The following is a 16,296-nucleotide window of genomic DNA, read 5'->3' on the forward strand; positions in this document are numbered from 1 at the left end:
ACATGCCATAGCTAGGCTTTACTAAGTTTTTAGAGGGAGCGTTAGCGCTAAACAATCAAATGCTTGATAAGACGCATATTTTACTTGCTAATCGCGCGTGCGCTCCCTATAATAAGTGGCGTTTTATTTTGGTTAAAAGGCAACGTCTGTATAGTGACTTTTCATGCATAAAGTGGTCATGGATAAACTGGTCACGGATAAAATCGTGGCAAATATGCGACATTATCCCAATACTATAGGATAGCTGCTGATGACCAAGCCTGCCAAACGCACGCAAAAAGATGAGATTGGCATCTACCTGAAACGCCAAGCATGGATTTTATTTATCCTGATTATTATTGGTTGGGTAGTAGATGTGACCTGGCTCGACAGTGGGCTGATAGTAGCAAAAAGTACCGCGATCGGTGCGCTACTCAGTTTTGCCACCCAAGCGGTCTTTGCTGGATTTATCTTTTGGTATACCGGATATCGCGCGCGCCAACACATCGTTAGCCAGCTATATCGGGGTCAAATGTCAAAATGGTTATTGACCGTGTTTGGTTTTGCACTAATTTTTATTACCGTACAACCCCTATCTGCGCCAGCGCTGTTTATCGGTTTTATGGTAATGCAAATTAGTCACAGTTGGATGTTGTGGCATATACGCTAGCGCTAATAAATGATCGCTAAACAGATGGTTTATTAATAGTACTGGCAAGTCACCCTGCCGTCCAGCTTCTCTATGACTAGTTCGAAAAGTCGAACACAACGCTGTCTTAGGATAGCACCAGTGATTATAAAGACCGCACTATGAGTCTCAATGTTAGACGTAGTATGCAGTGAGAGGGTAGGGGGTATTCAACTATCTGTATCGCTGATAATTAGATTACTGATATCTGATTATGGTTAGTGGCTATATTAGCAAGTAAAACTGGTGGCTAACTTATTCATACAGTGGATAAAAAAATCACAATTGACTTTACACGAATACAACGCTGCATTAATATAGGCGGCTAAATATTTTGCTTATAAGCGCTACATTAAGCGCCGATCGTAAAAAACGGTCAGTGGGCAAGCACATATATAATAATTTTGCGTATAAAAATGCAAGGGCTATTACTGAGTTATCATAAGCCCTTTTTTGATAGCTAAAATTTATCTCACGCTATCAAATACTGCATATTAGTAATAGAGCTATGGGTTGGATGTTATTGGTTACATGAGGGCTGTAAGTGTTTTTCTGGATTTGCTTAATCGCAGATTGGTGATAACGCAAACGCCTCATCAGATGACAACCATATTTTTTGGTAGTTGATTAAATCGTTGATTAATAAGAAGCTTACATTATGGCATCCGAGCAAGCATCATCAGAATATATCTCTCACCACTTAACGAATTGGACGTACGGCTATCTGCCGGGCGAAGGTTGGAAAGTTGCTCATACTGCTGAAGAAGCAGGGGCAATGGGCTTTAACGCTATCCATCTTGATTCTATGCTATGGTCGATTGGTCTAGGTATCTTATTTTGCGCCGTCTTTTGGATGGTTGCCAAAAAAGTCACTTCAGGCGTGCCAGGAAAAACTCAGGCAGCAGTTGAGATGATCGTTGAGTTTGTTGATAACAACGTTCGTGATTCATACAGTGGTACATCAAAACTGATTGCGCCATTGGCGTTGACCATTTTTGTCTGGATCTTTTTGATGAACTTGATGGATTTAATACCTGTTGATTTTATTCCAGGTATTGCTGGGCAAATCGGTGCCGCTATGGGCCATGATCCACATCATGTTTTCTTTAAGATTGTTCCAACGACTGATCCTAACATCACGCTTGGCATGTCGTTCTCTGTCTTTGCACTGATTATCTTTTATAGCATTAAAGAAAAAGGTTTGGGCGGCTTTATCGGTGAGTTAACACTGCATCCGTTTGGCGCCAAAAACCCAATCGTACAAGCGATTTTGATTCCCATCAACTTCATCCTAGAAGCAGTTACTCTAATAGCCAAACCTGTATCACTTGGTTTGCGTCTATTCGGCAACATGTATGCTGGGGAATTGATTTTCATACTGATTGCTCTAATGCCGTTTTGGATTCAATGGGCGTTATCGGTACCGTGGGCTATCTTCCACATCTTAGTTATTACACTTCAAGCGTTCGTATTCATGATGCTGACGATAGTTTACATGTCGCTTGCATCATCAACTGAACATTAATTAGACATTCAATAGGTAAATGAGGATACATCAATGGATCCAGTATTAGGTGGTTACACAGTTATCGCAGTAGCACTACTTATCGGTCTTGGCGCACTTGGCACAGGTATTGGTTTTGCTATTCTAGGTGGAAAATTCTTAGAAGGCGTTGCGCGTCAACCAGAGCTTGGCTCACAATTGCAAACTCGTATGTTCATCGTAGCAGGTCTTCTTGATGCTATTCCGATGATCGGTGTTGGTATTGCTATGCTATTGTTGTTCGCTAACCCTCTAGCAGGTTAATCCGAAAGCTCAGTTGTAAATGTTTGGTATTCGGAGACTTTCTATCAAATATAGTCAAGATTTGACTACCAAACATGATCAATGAAACTGATTTTTCATTAACAAAGAGGTGATCACGTGAATATCAATTTTACCCTCGTCGGTCAAGCCATTGCTTTTGCAATATTTGTGATTTTTTGCATGAAATTCGTGTGGCCACCACTTATCGGTGCCATCAATGAGCGTCAGCGTAAAATTGCTGAAGGTCTGAATGCCGCAGAAAAAGCAAAAGCAGATTTGGCGACCGCGGAGCAAAATGTCCAGCAGGAACTTGATCTTGCAAAGACCAAGGCTGCCGCTCTAATCGAGCAAGCGAACAAGAGTGCCAATCAGCTCGTCGAAGATGCAAAATCGCAAGCCCAAGCGGAAGGCGAGCGCATTCGTCAACAAGCGCAAGCATCTATCGATCAAGAAATCAATCAAGCGCGTGAATCATTACGTGCCCAAGTTGCTGAACTGGCTGTACTTGGTGCAGAGAAGATTTTGCAAGACAAAGTCGATGTGCAAAAACATGCCAGTATGTTAGACCAACTGGCGGCGAAGCTGTAATTGTGAGGATATAATGGCTGACTTATCAACCTTAGCACGACCGTACGCTAAAGCCGCGTTTGACTATGCCAACGAAAACGGCGCAGTCAACGAGTGGGAAAACTTCTTACTTGTTGCTAGCACTGTTGTCAATGACAAGTCGTTCAGTACTTGGCTAGACAATCCAGCTGTTTCTGCTGAGCATAAGTCAGCTGCTTTGGTCGATCTTTATGATACGCAAGTAGCTAGCGCTAATGATTCTGCTTTTAAGCAGTTATTAAGCGAAGCTCAAGGGACTAGCCTTGACAGTAACGTAAGCTATCCAAAAGTATCAGTAGCACTTAGTAACTTCGTTAAACAGTTATCAGAACAAGAGCGTCTGGCGCTGCTTCCTGAAGTTTATGAGCATTATCGCCGTCACAAGGCAATAAGCTTAAAGCAGCTTGACGCATATGTGACCTCTGCCTACCCATTGACTGATGAACAGCGTCAAACGCTACAAACGCGTCTTGCTGCCTCGCTAAATGCTAGTGTAGTGATTCACGAATCAGTTGATCCAAGTCTATTGGCAGGCGCTACAATCAAAGTCGGTGACAAAGTCATTGATGATTCGATGCGCGGCAAGTTACAACAGTTAAAAACACAGCTAACTGCCTAATGCCAATCATCAATACAGTCAAATATTGACTGTATGATTATAAGAGCAATTAAGTCAGTGGGCGGGTTATCATAAATTAAAGGAAACAAGGCAATGCAACAATTGAATCCAGCGGAAATCAGTAACCTGATTAAGCAGCGTATTCAAGACCTTGATGCGGGTGCAACTGCAAAGAATGAAGGCACGATTGTCAAAGTATCTGACGGTATCGTGCAGATTCATGGTCTTGAAGATGCCATGTACGGCGAAATGATTGAGTTTGAAGGCGAAATCTACGGAATGGCTCTAAACTTAGAGCGTGATTCTGTTGGCGCGGTAGTACTTGGTGATTACCTAAAGCTGCAAGAAGGTCAAAAAGCCTATTGTACTGGTCGTATTCTTGAAGTACCAGTAGGTCCTGAGCTGTTAGGCCGTGTTGTTGATGCTTTGGGTAATCCTATTGATGGCAAAGGTCCTATCGATGCCAAAATGACTGATAAAGTCGAAAAGATCGCTCCAGGCGTTATCGACCGTCAATCAGTAGATCAACCAGTAATGACTGGTTATAAAGCCGTTGATACCATGATTCCAATCGGTCGTGGTCAGCGTGAGCTTATCATTGGTGACCGTCAGACTGGTAAAACAGCGATGGCTATCGATGCGATCATCGCACAGAAAGCGTCAGGCATTAAATGTGTATACGTGGCTATCGGACAGAAACGTTCGACTATCGCTAACGTAGTACGTAAGCTTGAGCAAACTGGTGCACTAGAATATACCACTGTTGTGGTTGCTTCAGCATCAGAGCCTGCAGCACTTCAGTATATCGCACCGTACTCAGGTTGTACGATGGGCGAATACTTCCGTGACCGCGGCGAAGATGCACTGATTGTATTTGATGACTTATCAAAGCAAGCAGTTGCTTATCGTCAGATTTCACTACTATTACGTCGTCCGCCAGGTCGTGAAGCTTATCCTGGTGACGTATTCTATTTACACTCACGCCTACTTGAGCGTGCATCACGTGTAAATGCTGATTATGTAGAAAAGTTCACTAACGGTGAAGTGAAAGGTAAAACTGGTTCTTTAACCGCACTACCAATCATTGAAACACAAGCTGGTGACGTATCTGCATTCGTACCAACCAACGTGATTTCGATCACTGATGGTCAGATCTTCCTAGAGTCTAGTTTATTCGCCTCAGGTATCCGTCCAGCAGTAAACGCCGGTATCTCGGTATCTCGTGTTGGTGGTGCCGCTCAGACTAAGATCATCAAAAAGCTATCTGGTGGTATTCGTACCGCTCTAGCTCAATATCGTGAACTAGCAGCATTTGCTCAGTTCGCATCAGATCTTGATGACGCAACTCGCGAACAGCTTGATCATGGTGAGCGTGTGACTGAATTGATGAAGCAGAAGCAGTATCAGCCGATGTCAATCTCTGAGCAAGCAGCCGTTATCTATGCTTCAAACGAAGGCTTCTTAGCTGACGTACCTGTCGAAAAGATTGGTTCTTTCGAAGAAGCGTACCTACGTTATATGCATGATGAGCAAAGTGAATTGATGCGTGAGATTGATGACACTGCGAACTACAATGATGATATCGCAGGTCGTTTAAAGTCATCTCTAGAGACCTTTAAACAAAATCACAGTTATTAATTTAACGGGTTAAGCCGAATTGGTTATAACTGTAGCTTAGAGCTGATAAAGTGGCGCGTTGTCTGACTAGATATTTGCGCCACTGTTTTAACCATTATCGGTATTAGATCGCGTAATGCCACAAGATATAAAATGTTATTCTGTAGGACTGATGTTGTATATCAAACGATTGTCGCATGCGCCAATGCTTTTTAACCCTCTTATATTGGAATCATTATGGCAAGCTTAAAAGAGATACGTGCCAAAGTCACCAGTATTAAAAGCACCCAGAAAATTACTCGTGCTATGCAAATGGTAGCGGCAAGTAAAATGCGCCGTGCGCAAGAGCGCATGGACGTGGGTCGCCCGTATGCTGATAGTATGCGCCGGGTTATTTCACATTTGGTGCATGCCTCATCAGACTATAAACATCCGTATATGGTATCGCGTCCAGTCAATAAGGTTGGCTATATTGTCATTACCTCTGACCGTGGCCTAGCGGGTGGTTTGAATATTAACTTATTCAAAGCCCTAACTAAAAGTATCCAAGATTATCAAGATCAGTCTGTACAGGCTGAGTTTGCAGTCATCGGTGCCAAAGGTGTGAGTTTCTTCAAAAACTTTGGTGGTAAAGTTACGTCGGCTGTGACCGATTATGGCGATAAACCAACGTTTGAACAATTGAATGCACCGGTTCAAGCGATGCTTGAAGACTATAATAACGGCAATATTGACCGTATTTATGTAGTCTATAACCGATTCGTCAATGCAATGACTCAGAAACCAACGGTTAATCAGTTGGTTCCTCTACCAGAGCAGTCATTTGATGATGAAGACAGTGGTCTACAGACAGAACTTAGCTGGGATTATATCTACGAGCCTGACATCAAGACGTTAATTGATGAATTGCTTGGTCGCTATATTGAGTCGATTGTTTATCAAGCGGTAATGGAAAACATTGCCTCTGAGCAGTCTTCACGTATGGTTGCGATGAAAGCGGCAACAGATAATGCTGGTGACCTTATTAACGATTTACAGTTGGTTTATAACAAGCTGCGTCAAGCGGCGATTACCCGAGAAATCTCGGAAATCGTTGGCGGTGCTGCTGCTGTTTCATAATTGACTACACCTATATATAGAAGTTCAAGGAGAACGCAATGAGTAGCGGTCGTATTGTACAGATTATTGGCGCGGTTCTTGACGTTGAGTTCAACCGTAATGAAGTTCCTCAAATTTTTGATGCCTTGCAAGTAGACGGTACCGAAACTACCCTAGAAGTACAGCAACAGCTGGGTGACGGTATTGTACGTACTATTGCAATGGGTTCAACCGAAGGTTTAAAGCGTAACCTACCTGTTACTAATACTGGCGCACCTATCTCTGTGCCTGTAGGTACTGGTACGCTAGGTCGCATCATGGATGTTCTTGGTCGTCCTATCGATGAAGAAGGTCCTGTTGTTGCTGACGAAAAATGGTCTATCCACCGTGAAGCGCCAAGCTACGCGGATCAGTCGAACAGTACTGAGCTACTAGAGACTGGTATTAAAGTTATCGATCTACTTTGCCCGTTTGCTAAAGGTGGTAAAGTTGGTCTGTTTGGCGGTGCTGGTGTTGGTAAAACCGTTAACATGATGGAGCTGATTAACAACATCGCTCTAAAACATGAAGGTTTGTCAGTATTTGCTGGTGTTGGTGAGCGTACTCGTGAAGGTAACGATTTCTATCACGAAATGCAGGAAGCTGGCGTTGTAAACACTGAAGACTTCAGTAAGTCTAAAGTAGCAATGGTGTATGGCCAGATGAATGAGCCACCGGGTAACCGTTTACGTGTTGCACTGTCTGGTTTGACCATGGCTGAGTACTTCCGTGATACCAAAGATCCTGTTACTGGCAAAGGTCGTGACGTCCTATTGTTTGTTGATAACATCTACCGTTATACACTAGCGGGTACAGAAGTATCAGCACTACTTGGTCGTATGCCATCAGCGGTTGGTTATCAGCCAACACTAGCTGAAGAGATGGGTTTACTACAAGAACGTATTACGTCAACCCAGTCAGGCTCTATCACTTCAGTTCAGGCGGTATACGTACCTGCGGATGATTTGACCGATCCATCACCTGCTACAACGTTTGCTCACTTGGATGCAACAGTTGTACTAAGCCGTGATATCGCATCACAAGGTATCTATCCTGCGGTTGATCCATTGGATTCAACATCACGTCAGCTAGATCCACAAGTAATCGGCGAAGATCATTATAATGTTGCTCGTGGTGTTCAGGAAGTTCTACAGCGTTATAAAGAGCTTAAAGACATCATCGCTATCTTGGGTATGGATGAGTTATCAGAAGAAGATAAACTGGTTGTTTATCGTGCTCGTAAGATTCAGCGCTTCTTGTCTCAGCCATTCCACGTAGCCGAAGTCTTCACTGGTGCACCTGGTAAATACGTACCACTACGCGATACCATTGCTAGCTTTAAAGCAATCATCGCTGGTGAATACGATGACCTACCAGAGCAAGCGTTCTACATGGCTGGTAGCATCGAAGAAGTAGTCGCCAAAGCAGAGAAAATGAAATCTACTGCAGCGTAAGTTGTGTTAGCAATCGCTAAACGGCAGGTAGGCTATAATAAGTCTATTTGCCAGTAGGTAACGCATCGCAGTTTTGATTGTAAGGAGTTAAGTATGGCAACGTTACAGTGTCGCGTCGTAAGTGCTCGTGAAGAGTTGTATTCAGGCGAAATTAGCATGTTAATAGCTACGGGTACCGAAGGCGAAATTGGTGTATTGCCAGGTCACACACCGCTTATTACTTTGCTAAAACCGGGTGCGATGCGAGTGCAAACACCAAACGGTGAAGAAGAAGTGATTTATGTCTCAGGCGGCGTGTTAGAAGTACAACCGAAGATGGTTACCGTGTTGGCTGATACTGCTATGCGTGCACATAACCTTGACGAAAGCAAAATCGTTGAAGCACGCAAAAAAGCTGAGCAAATGCTGGTCAATCAATCTGATACTGTACAAACCAATGCGGCATTAGCGTCATTGGCTGAATCAGTCGCCCAGCTGCAGACTATTCGTAAATATAAAAACCGCGCCTAGCACATTGTTACGCTTTAGTTTTTGTTATAAACATAAAAACAGTCCATGAGGGGCTGTTTTTTTATGCTTGTTCTTCTAATAGTTAGCTTTCTAGTAGTTAGCGTTTAATATTTGCCATAGCTCAGACATTTACTATAGTGAGTGAAAAGTAATATCAATACAGTACGCACTGCTGATATCAGTTTTTCTTGCTTGCTGTGCCTGCGCAGACAGAGGCTACAAAAAATTGATATCAGCAATACCGTCACGTTTTTAGGATATTTTGACTATATTTGAAAATCTCCTAAGTTATGCAATATTTATCAAAAACTAAATCGAAAACTAAACTGATTTTCATAAAATGATGGAAAAGTGACTAGCGGCAACGCTGATATATGGTTATATTAGAGAGTAGCAACCACATTTTTTATTTTAAAAGTCCAGCAGTTATTTGGCGTCATTCAATAACATTTAATGTTTGAGCTTTTAAAGCGTTGGTTCGATATAAGACCAGTAGAATGATTAAATAAATTTATCCTATGCCTTTTAAAGTTAGTAAAAGGTATAATTTTTGGACGCAAACTAACGTTTTAAATGACGTAGTTTATAGGTTTTGTTACTAACTATAAGCTATAGTATAGGAAGCTGTGTGTTTAATAGTATACTGTGCTACCAAGTTTGTAACCGTGTTACGGTCACTGCCTGTATTGGATTACAAATTGATTGAGTTACGATGCTATTAATTTACCGCTCTTATTTTCACCGCTTTTAAATAAGATGTATTAGAGGATATAACAATGACAACGAATGAAGAAGACAACACCCCCCGAATCTTGATTGTTGAGGATGACGAGCGCTTAGCCATGTTGACCCAAGATTACTTGGTTAAAAATGGTTTAGAAGTGGCAATTGAAACCGATGGTAATCGCGCCATTCGCCGTATTGTCAATGAACAACCAGATTTGGTCGTACTTGATGTCATGCTTCCTGGTAGCGATGGCTTGACGGTATGTCGTGAAGTACGTCCACACTATCAAAATCCTATTTTGATGCTGACCGCGCGCACAGAAGATATGGATCAGGTTTTGGGTCTTGAAATGGGCGCTGATGACTATGTCGCTAAGCCTGCTCAGCCACGTGTATTGCTTGCCCGTATTCGTGCGCTACTGCGCCGCTCAGAAAATGCACCATCAGAAGATGTGCCACAACGTCTAGAGTTTGGTGAGTTAGTCATTGATAACGGTGGTCGTTCAGTTAATCTAGGTGATGAGTTCGTCGATTTCACCAGTGCTGAATATGATTTACTATGGTTGCTTGCTTCTAATGCAGGTCGTATTCTATCTCGCGAAGATATCTTTGAGCGTCTACGCGGTATTGAGTATGATGGTCAAGATCGTTCAATTGACGTACGTATCTCACGTATTCGTCCAAAAATCGGTGATGATCCAGAAAATCCAAAGCGTATTAAGACCGTACGTAGTAAAGGCTATCTATTCGTAAAAGAAGGCAACTAATATTGTTGCTTCTATAGGTTGATTAATTATTAATCACTATTCGAAAAAACCAGCAACGATGCTGGTTTTTTTGTGGCTAAATTCTAATTTTTAAACTTAAATGCAGTGTTATGTGGTTTAATTAACTCATTATTATAGACGCTGACTAAATATATGTCATACATATAAGTCTTTGGATGATTGCTGCATATGAACTAAAATGCGGTAATTAAAAGTCTATCTCTATTCGATCATGCTCGATATCATCAAACACATAGCACTATCTATATGTTTGATGATATTAGCAATCTCTATTTATTAAGTTGGTCACGGCACGTATGTCATTAGTCTCTTCTTTAAAACACAGTATTTTTGTTCGTATCTATGCTGGGCTACTTATAGTCTGCTTATGTGTGGCACTGTTTGCGCAGTTATTGATGGATACCATTAATAAGGAGCGTGTGCAGTCTTATCGTGAAAATATGGCAATGGGCGCGTTTCATTTGGTGAGTGAAGGAATCTCTCACCAAAATAGCGAAGAAGAGCGTGAATATTGGTTATCAGATGCGAGTAGTTTGTTTGGTACTACTTTTAAAGTCTTGCCTATTGACGAAGTAGATTTTAGCGCCAGTGAGTTACGCCGTTTTAAAAATGATAATACCGTTGTACGTTATTTCAACCAGCCTGTATATGCAGATGTTTATTATCGCTTGCCGGATAATGAGAATGTCCTAACAGCACGGATATCGGAGGTTACGGAGCAGCAAGTCAGAGCAATTGCTGTCTTTTTATTGGATGATTTGTCTTATGAAGTCACCTTGTCTGATAAACGTGCACGCTTGGCCGAACTTGAGGAGAAATTTTCTTTTCCTCTGGCATTTGTGCCTGTTAACACGCTCGATTTAGATTCAGATCAAATGTCACGCCTACGCCGCGATGAAGTGGTCATCTCATTACAAGACCCTAATAGTAGTACCAGTAGCTCAGCCATCAAGATAGTGGTTCCGTCTGAAATCAATGATATGGCAGTCTTGATAGGGCCTGTACCCTTATTTAACTGGTTTCCACTTAATTTGATTATTAGTATGATCCTGATTAGTATGTTTTTAATCAGTTTGGGTGTTTATGCGCTCATTTTTCCACTTGAGCGCAAGCTACAGCTGATTCAAGTTGGTGTTAATGAGGTGAGTAAAGGCAACCTTGATATTCAAGTACAGGTTATTGGTCAAGATGAAATAGCACGTTTGTCAGCGACTTTTAATGCCATGACCTCGCATATTAAGCGTTTGATTGAATCACAGCGAGAGCTTACCCGAGCGGTTTCACATGAGCTTCGTACTCCAGTGGCTCGTATTTGATTTGCCGTAGATATGCTTGCTGATACGGATGACGAAGACTCACGTTTTATGCAGCGTGACTATATTGATGAAGATATTGAATCGCTTAATGGTTTGATTGATGAGATCTTGACCTATGCTAAGCTTGAGGAAGGGTCACCAAAGTTAGATTTAGAACCAGTAAACTTAAGAGAGCTGTTAGAGCAGATCGAGCGCGAAACCAATGCGCTAGGTAAATCTATCAAAATAGTAACCAGTTTACCAAATGCAAAAGTCACAGCAGTTGCGGATAGACGCTACTTACACCGTGTGATTCAGAACCTTGCAGGTAATGCGTTACGCTATGCAGAAACAACCATTATCATTAGTGCAGGTGTCAAAAAAGGCAATGCCTTCGTCAGTGTCGAAGATGATGGACATGGTATTCCTGAAGCAGATCGCGAAAAAGTATTCATTCCATTCTCACGCTTAGATGACAGCCGTACACGCGCGTCAGGTGGCTATGGCCTAGGCTTGTCTATTGTATCGCGTATTGCCTTTTGGTTTAATGGTAGTATGAAGGTAGATGAGAGTCGTGAATTAGGCGGTGCAAGGTTCGTAATGACATGGCCTATGAAACCATTGACTCAAGTGCTTGCCGCTGACCAGTTGACCCAAGAAAAGAGCGATCGTGATTTTGGCACTGAATAAGGCAAAATGCTATTTCATGTCCGCAGCATGAAAAATACTTTCGCCAGTACAAAACAGATTAAGCGCTCAATATATAACGGATTAAGTTGAGAAACATTGGTTTGAACAGCCAATTTTTAATATTCAGTCTTATAAGTTGGAAACTAGAGGAGGGCAGAGGATGCCATATTTATTTGGCGGTTTGGTAGTACTGAATGCGTTGACGCTGGGTTATTATTTATTCTTGCAGCAGCCAACCATGACTCAAACGCTAAAAGCCGCGCAGGATGACATTACTCAGCCATTAGCGTTTACTAATAGCGCTGCGTACATTCCCCCCGTTATCGGTGCGCGTGAATAATTGTCATTGCTTAAATAATGAGACAGTTAAATAGTTACAGCGACTTTAAAGACGATTTTGCCATCGTCTTTTTTCAGCTTCTTTATTAGGTATATGATCTGCCATTTTTGCTTTGTCTGAATGAGCTGCTTCTATATTTTCTGTCAGTGTTTGCTCTCCTGCCACTTTGGATAACAGGGGAATACGCACACAGACTTGTAGGCCGCCATCAGGATGATTGATGGCCTCAACCGTACCATGATGCAAGTGGGCGATACGATCAACAATAGCCAGACCTAGACCACTACCTTGCGTGGTTCGCGCTGTTTCACCACGTTCAAAGGGCTGCATGATGCGCTCTAATTGATCTTCTTCTACTCCATCACCGCAGTCCCGTACACATATCATCAGCTGCTCTTGGGCTTGCTTATTAACTTCATTTTCAGACACCACGTCGCTGTCTTCTACGTCAGCTGTTTCTATGAAAGTCGGCACGACCGTTGCTGATAAATAAATAGGCGGCTTGCCATAACGATTGGCATTGTTGACCAGATTAATGACCAAGCGCTTAATGGATAATGGACGCACTGGCACAACCTTGTGACAATCCGATTGATAAATAAATTCCATGGGCGCGAATTGCACCATAATTTCATTAAATATCGTGTCCAAATTGGTCAAGCGCACTGGCTCATCCGAGCCGTCTTTCATAAATGAGATAAACTGCTCCAAAATGGCATCCATATCCTCAATGTCATAAATCAACCCTTCACGAAAAAAATCGTCCGGTAGCATTTCAGCGGTCAAGCGCATACGAGTCAACGGTGTACGCAGGTCATGTGAGATACCAGCAAGCATGATGGTACGTTCTTTTTGCGCTTGATTGAGCGTGGTAAATAAGCGGTTGAATGCCATATTTACCTGACGTATCTCTGTAGGCCCTTTTTGCGTTGGTAAGGATGTTGCGTGACCCAGTCGAATATAGTTGGTGGCCGCACGCTGTAAATACCTTAAAGGACGGTTTAATTGCCGTGCTAACAAAATAATGGTTAGCAGCGATAATATAGGTAATCCAATGAGGAATAGTACTAACAATCCTGGACTATATTGCGAATAATAAACCACGGGTTCGCGAATCCAAAAACTGGTGTCACGACTGTCTTGTACCCACAGCTGCGGGGTTGGTTTGAACTTGAAATACACTTCCACTGGTCGACCTAACTGTGCCCCTATTTCGCGTTGTAATACATCGGTAAAAACACCCGCAAAGGCTTTATCTGCTACTTGCGGGAAGTCACTGGGGTTATCAACCACCACCACGTGCGAATGCTGATATATCCATTGCCGCACCTCGGGGCTATCCTGCCAGTCTTTATTGACGCTATTCATCAAACGTAGCTCGCTGGTCAGATAGCGCGCATGATTTTTGAGCTCTGGCAAATAAAGACTGCGCCAAAAGAACACAATCGATAAGCCGACACTGATAATGACAATAAAAGCCACCATTAAGGTAGTCAGCCAACTGTTGGAATAAGAGCGTGGCAACCAACCTTTACGAGGTATTTTAGGGTTTGGGGTGGTCATATGCATCCAAGGTATAGATAAATAATAGGGTGATAAAATAGTGCCACGTCACAAAAACTGTAGCTCGTTTAGATTATCAAGTAAGCAAGCACATTGCTGGCGTTACGGTCTATTGTATACTGTTTTTATTGGGCTGTTATGAGTAGAAATAGAGCAGCACAATCAAGTAATCAAGTTACATGGATTTACTATGCACAATTTGAACACTTTGATTTGGCTAAGTCGTCCAAAATCACAACCTCACTAAGTACGATCTATAAAAGCTAGTTTTAATATTTTAGTTTTAATATTTTAGCGATTTGATACGGTCAGAAGCAGGGTATTAAGACTTTATAATCATGGGCAATTATTAATTTCAATTTACATACAAGCATATTTAAGCTATTGTTAATAAATAATTAAATAAGCATAGTTTATGTTTTCAATAAAATAAGACTGTGCTATAATTATGCCCTTTTTGGTATACCTGCGAAAGAGAGAATTCACATGGTTGTTATTCGTTTAGCACGGGGCGGTGCCAAGAAACGCCCATTTTATCAAGTAGTTGTTGCTGATCAACGCCGCGCGCGTGACGGTCGCTACATTGAAAACATCGGCTTTTTTAACCCACTCGCTAAAGAGTCTGAAGAAGCAGTACGTCTGAACATGGAAGCGTACAATGCGTGGATCGCCAAAGGTGCACAACCTTCTGATCGCGTTGCTTCATTAGCAAAAGCTTACAACAAGTCTACAGCTCAAACTGAAGCAACTGCTTAAGTTTTTCTTGCTGTTACTGAAATGCTGATAGTGTGATTATGTGCATAGCTCAGTAGACTTTAGAAGATATAGCGTAACTGGTCTGACCAGGGTGCGCGATTAACTGTTTATCGCTTTTGATTGCGTTTATCGCTTTTGATTGAAATGTTTTAATCATTGTTAGGTTAGCCGTTATGTCATCTATTCCAAACGCTAGTGCTCTTATGAAAATCGGTCAGCTTAAGAAGCCTTATGGCATCAAAGGTTGGCTTTGGGTATTTAGCGATACGGATGATCGTACGGCCATATTCGCCATGCAGCCGTGGTGGATGAAAACCGCTACTGGCATGAAACCTCTGACTGTGAAAGCTTGGCGTGAACAAGGCACAGGAATCGTGGCTCAATTTGAGCAGGTTCCTGATCGCAATGTTGCGGAGACTATGAATGGGGTAACCCTTTGGGTCGAGCAAGACGTCTTGCCAGAAACAGCGGAAGATGAATATTATTGGTCGGATTTGGTCAGCTTGCGCGTGATGAACGAGCAAGATGAGTATCTAGGCAATATCGCTGAAATGTTTGAAACCGGTGCCCATGACATCATGCGCGTGGCGCCTAATTCAGACAGTTTAGATAAAGAAGAACGCCTGATTCCATGGCATAAGCAAACCGTGATGCAGGTCGATATGACTGCGAAAACGGTGCTTGTGGCATGGCCAAGTGATTATTAATAATAAGCAATAATTAATCAGTAATGGTTAATAAGGTCTTATTAAGACAAGCTTTGCTGATATAAGTTTCGGCTTTATCGCTGAGCATCGTTAATAGTTACACCGATTCATTTAGCTTTTATTAGCCATTGTGCAAGTAGACATCAGATGTATTTTGCCGTCATTAGTATTTTTCCTGAGATGTTTGCTACGATTCGTGAGTTTGGTATCACGGGTCGGGCAGTCACACAGGAGCAAGTGACGATTGAATGTATCAACCCGCGTGATTATACCACTGATAACTACCGCCGTATTGATGAACGCCCGTATGGTGGCGGTCCTGGGATGGTGATGATGGCTGAGCCATTATCAATAGCTATCGAGGATGCGCGCTTGCGAGCGGGTCAACATGGCTGCCGTGTCGACAGTGAGCATTGTCCGGTGATTTATATGTCGCCACAAGGACAGACGCTTAGCGAAAGTAGTGTGGTCAGTATGACTGAGTATGATGGCATGATTATATTATGTGGTCGTTACGAAGGTATTGACGAGCGCTTACTGGTGCAGTATGTCGACTTGGAAGTGTCGTTGGGTGATTACGTATTGACTGGTGGTGAGCTGCCAGCCATGGTGATGATGGATAGTGTGATACGTCGTCTGCCTGATATTATGGGTGATGATCAATCAGCTGAGCAAGACTCGTTCGTCGATGGCTTGCTTGATTGTCCACACTATACCAAGCCGCATGAGTTTGCGGGTATGGCGGTTCCTGAAGTATTACTTTCAGGACATCATGCCAATATCGCTAAGTGGCGCTTTAGTCAGCAAGTCAGTCGCACGCAAGCGCGTCGTCCCGACTTATGGCAAGCGTTCACCCCAACAGTAGAGCAAGCGAAATGGCTAAAAGCATTGGCAAAAGCAGATAAAAAGCCACGTTAATAACGGTCAAAAACATAAACAGTTAAGCAATAAAATTTTGAGCAATAATAAAACGAGTCATAGCATAATGGCCGTTGGTTATAATCCATTTACGTT

Annotated in this window: 15 protein-coding genes and 1 pseudogene; 15 read left to right on the top strand and 1 reads right to left on the bottom strand. The window is 42.5% G+C overall.

The features are described 5' to 3' along the window. The first annotated feature begins 250 nt into the window (after window positions 1-250). The 12 genes and pseudogenes from AAEY79_RS06500 to AAEY79_RS06555 all read left to right on the top strand — a co-directional run bounded on the left by AAEY79_RS06500 (window position 251) and on the right by AAEY79_RS06555 (window position 12,256). Complete coding sequence (locus AAEY79_RS06500; protein ID WP_352287722.1) at window positions 251-649, top strand: ATP synthase subunit I; 399 nt, start codon at window positions 251-253, stop codon at window positions 647-649. 676 nt (window positions 650-1,325) lie between these two features. Beyond that, window positions 1,326-2,192 carry a F0F1 ATP synthase subunit A gene (atpB, locus tag AAEY79_RS06505; RefSeq protein WP_352287725.1) on the top strand — a complete coding sequence of 289 codons (867 nt, stop codon included), beginning with the start codon at window positions 1,326-1,328 and terminating at the stop codon, window positions 2,190-2,192. 33 nt (window positions 2,193-2,225) lie between these two features. Then, window positions 2,226-2,474, top strand: coding sequence for a F0F1 ATP synthase subunit C (gene atpE, locus AAEY79_RS06510; protein WP_010197960.1), 249 nt, complete (start codon window positions 2,226-2,228; stop codon window positions 2,472-2,474). A gap of 117 nt (window positions 2,475-2,591) precedes the next feature. After that, window positions 2,592-3,062, top strand: coding sequence for a F0F1 ATP synthase subunit B (locus tag AAEY79_RS06515; RefSeq protein WP_101205956.1), 471 nt, complete (start codon window positions 2,592-2,594; stop codon window positions 3,060-3,062). Window positions 3,063-3,075: 13 nt separating this feature from the next. Then, window positions 3,076-3,699, top strand: a complete 624-nt coding sequence (locus tag AAEY79_RS06520; protein WP_057762004.1) for a F0F1 ATP synthase subunit delta — start codon at window positions 3,076-3,078, stop codon at window positions 3,697-3,699. A 93-nt stretch (window positions 3,700-3,792) separates the two neighbouring features. Beyond that, window positions 3,793-5,337 carry a F0F1 ATP synthase subunit alpha gene (gene atpA / locus AAEY79_RS06525; protein ID WP_057762002.1) on the top strand — a complete coding sequence of 515 codons (1,545 nt, stop codon included), beginning with the start codon at window positions 3,793-3,795 and terminating at the stop codon, window positions 5,335-5,337. A gap of 216 nt (window positions 5,338-5,553) precedes the next feature. Further along, window positions 5,554-6,435: a F0F1 ATP synthase subunit gamma gene (gene atpG / locus AAEY79_RS06530; protein WP_101205955.1), complete on the top strand. Its 882-nt coding sequence runs from the start codon at window positions 5,554-5,556 to the stop codon at window positions 6,433-6,435. 38 nt (window positions 6,436-6,473) lie between these two features. Beyond that, a complete protein-coding gene (atpD, locus tag AAEY79_RS06535; RefSeq protein ID WP_352287729.1) occupies window positions 6,474-7,907 on the top strand; it encodes a F0F1 ATP synthase subunit beta in 1,434 nt (477 codons plus the stop codon). Between the two features lie 93 nt (window positions 7,908-8,000). Beyond that, window positions 8,001-8,417: a F0F1 ATP synthase subunit epsilon gene (locus tag AAEY79_RS06540; RefSeq protein WP_021812807.1), complete on the top strand. Its 417-nt coding sequence runs from the start codon at window positions 8,001-8,003 to the stop codon at window positions 8,415-8,417. 776 nt (window positions 8,418-9,193) lie between these two features. Next, window positions 9,194-9,910 (top strand): response regulator, encoded by a 717-nt coding sequence (locus tag AAEY79_RS06545; protein WP_352287732.1) that lies wholly within the window; start codon window positions 9,194-9,196, stop codon window positions 9,908-9,910. Window positions 9,911-10,227: 317 nt separating this feature from the next. Further along, a pseudogene (locus AAEY79_RS06550) lies at window positions 10,228-11,916 on the top strand (ATP-binding protein). Between the two features lie 160 nt (window positions 11,917-12,076). Beyond that, entirely contained in the window at window positions 12,077-12,256 is a 180-nt protein-coding gene (locus AAEY79_RS06555; protein ID WP_025651493.1) for a hypothetical protein, read from the top strand. 45 nt (window positions 12,257-12,301) lie between these two features. Here AAEY79_RS06555 and AAEY79_RS06560 read toward each other — a convergent pair whose 3' ends face one another. Continuing rightward, window positions 12,302-13,819, bottom strand: a complete 1,518-nt coding sequence (locus tag AAEY79_RS06560; protein WP_051395165.1) for an ATP-binding protein — start codon at window positions 13,817-13,819, stop codon at window positions 12,302-12,304. Between the two features lie 486 nt (window positions 13,820-14,305). Between AAEY79_RS06560 and rpsP the strand changes: the two genes are divergently transcribed. The 3 genes from rpsP (at window position 14,306) to trmD (ending at window position 16,200) form a co-directional block, all read left to right on the top strand. Next, complete coding sequence (gene rpsP / locus AAEY79_RS06565) at window positions 14,306-14,575, top strand: 30S ribosomal protein S16 (protein WP_025651495.1); 270 nt, start codon at window positions 14,306-14,308, stop codon at window positions 14,573-14,575. A 173-nt stretch (window positions 14,576-14,748) separates the two neighbouring features. After that, complete coding sequence (gene rimM / locus AAEY79_RS06570; RefSeq protein ID WP_025651496.1) at window positions 14,749-15,282, top strand: ribosome maturation factor RimM; 534 nt, start codon at window positions 14,749-14,751, stop codon at window positions 15,280-15,282. Between the two features lie 147 nt (window positions 15,283-15,429). Continuing rightward, window positions 15,430-16,200, top strand: a complete 771-nt coding sequence (gene trmD / locus AAEY79_RS06575) for a tRNA (guanosine(37)-N1)-methyltransferase TrmD (protein WP_173240354.1) — start codon at window positions 15,430-15,432, stop codon at window positions 16,198-16,200. Window positions 16,201-16,296 lie beyond the last annotated feature (96 nt).

Source organism: Psychrobacter sp. GW64-MNA-CIBAN-0177 (assembly GCF_040309585.1).
Taxonomy (GTDB): domain Bacteria; phylum Pseudomonadota; class Gammaproteobacteria; order Pseudomonadales; family Moraxellaceae; genus Psychrobacter; species Psychrobacter okhotskensis.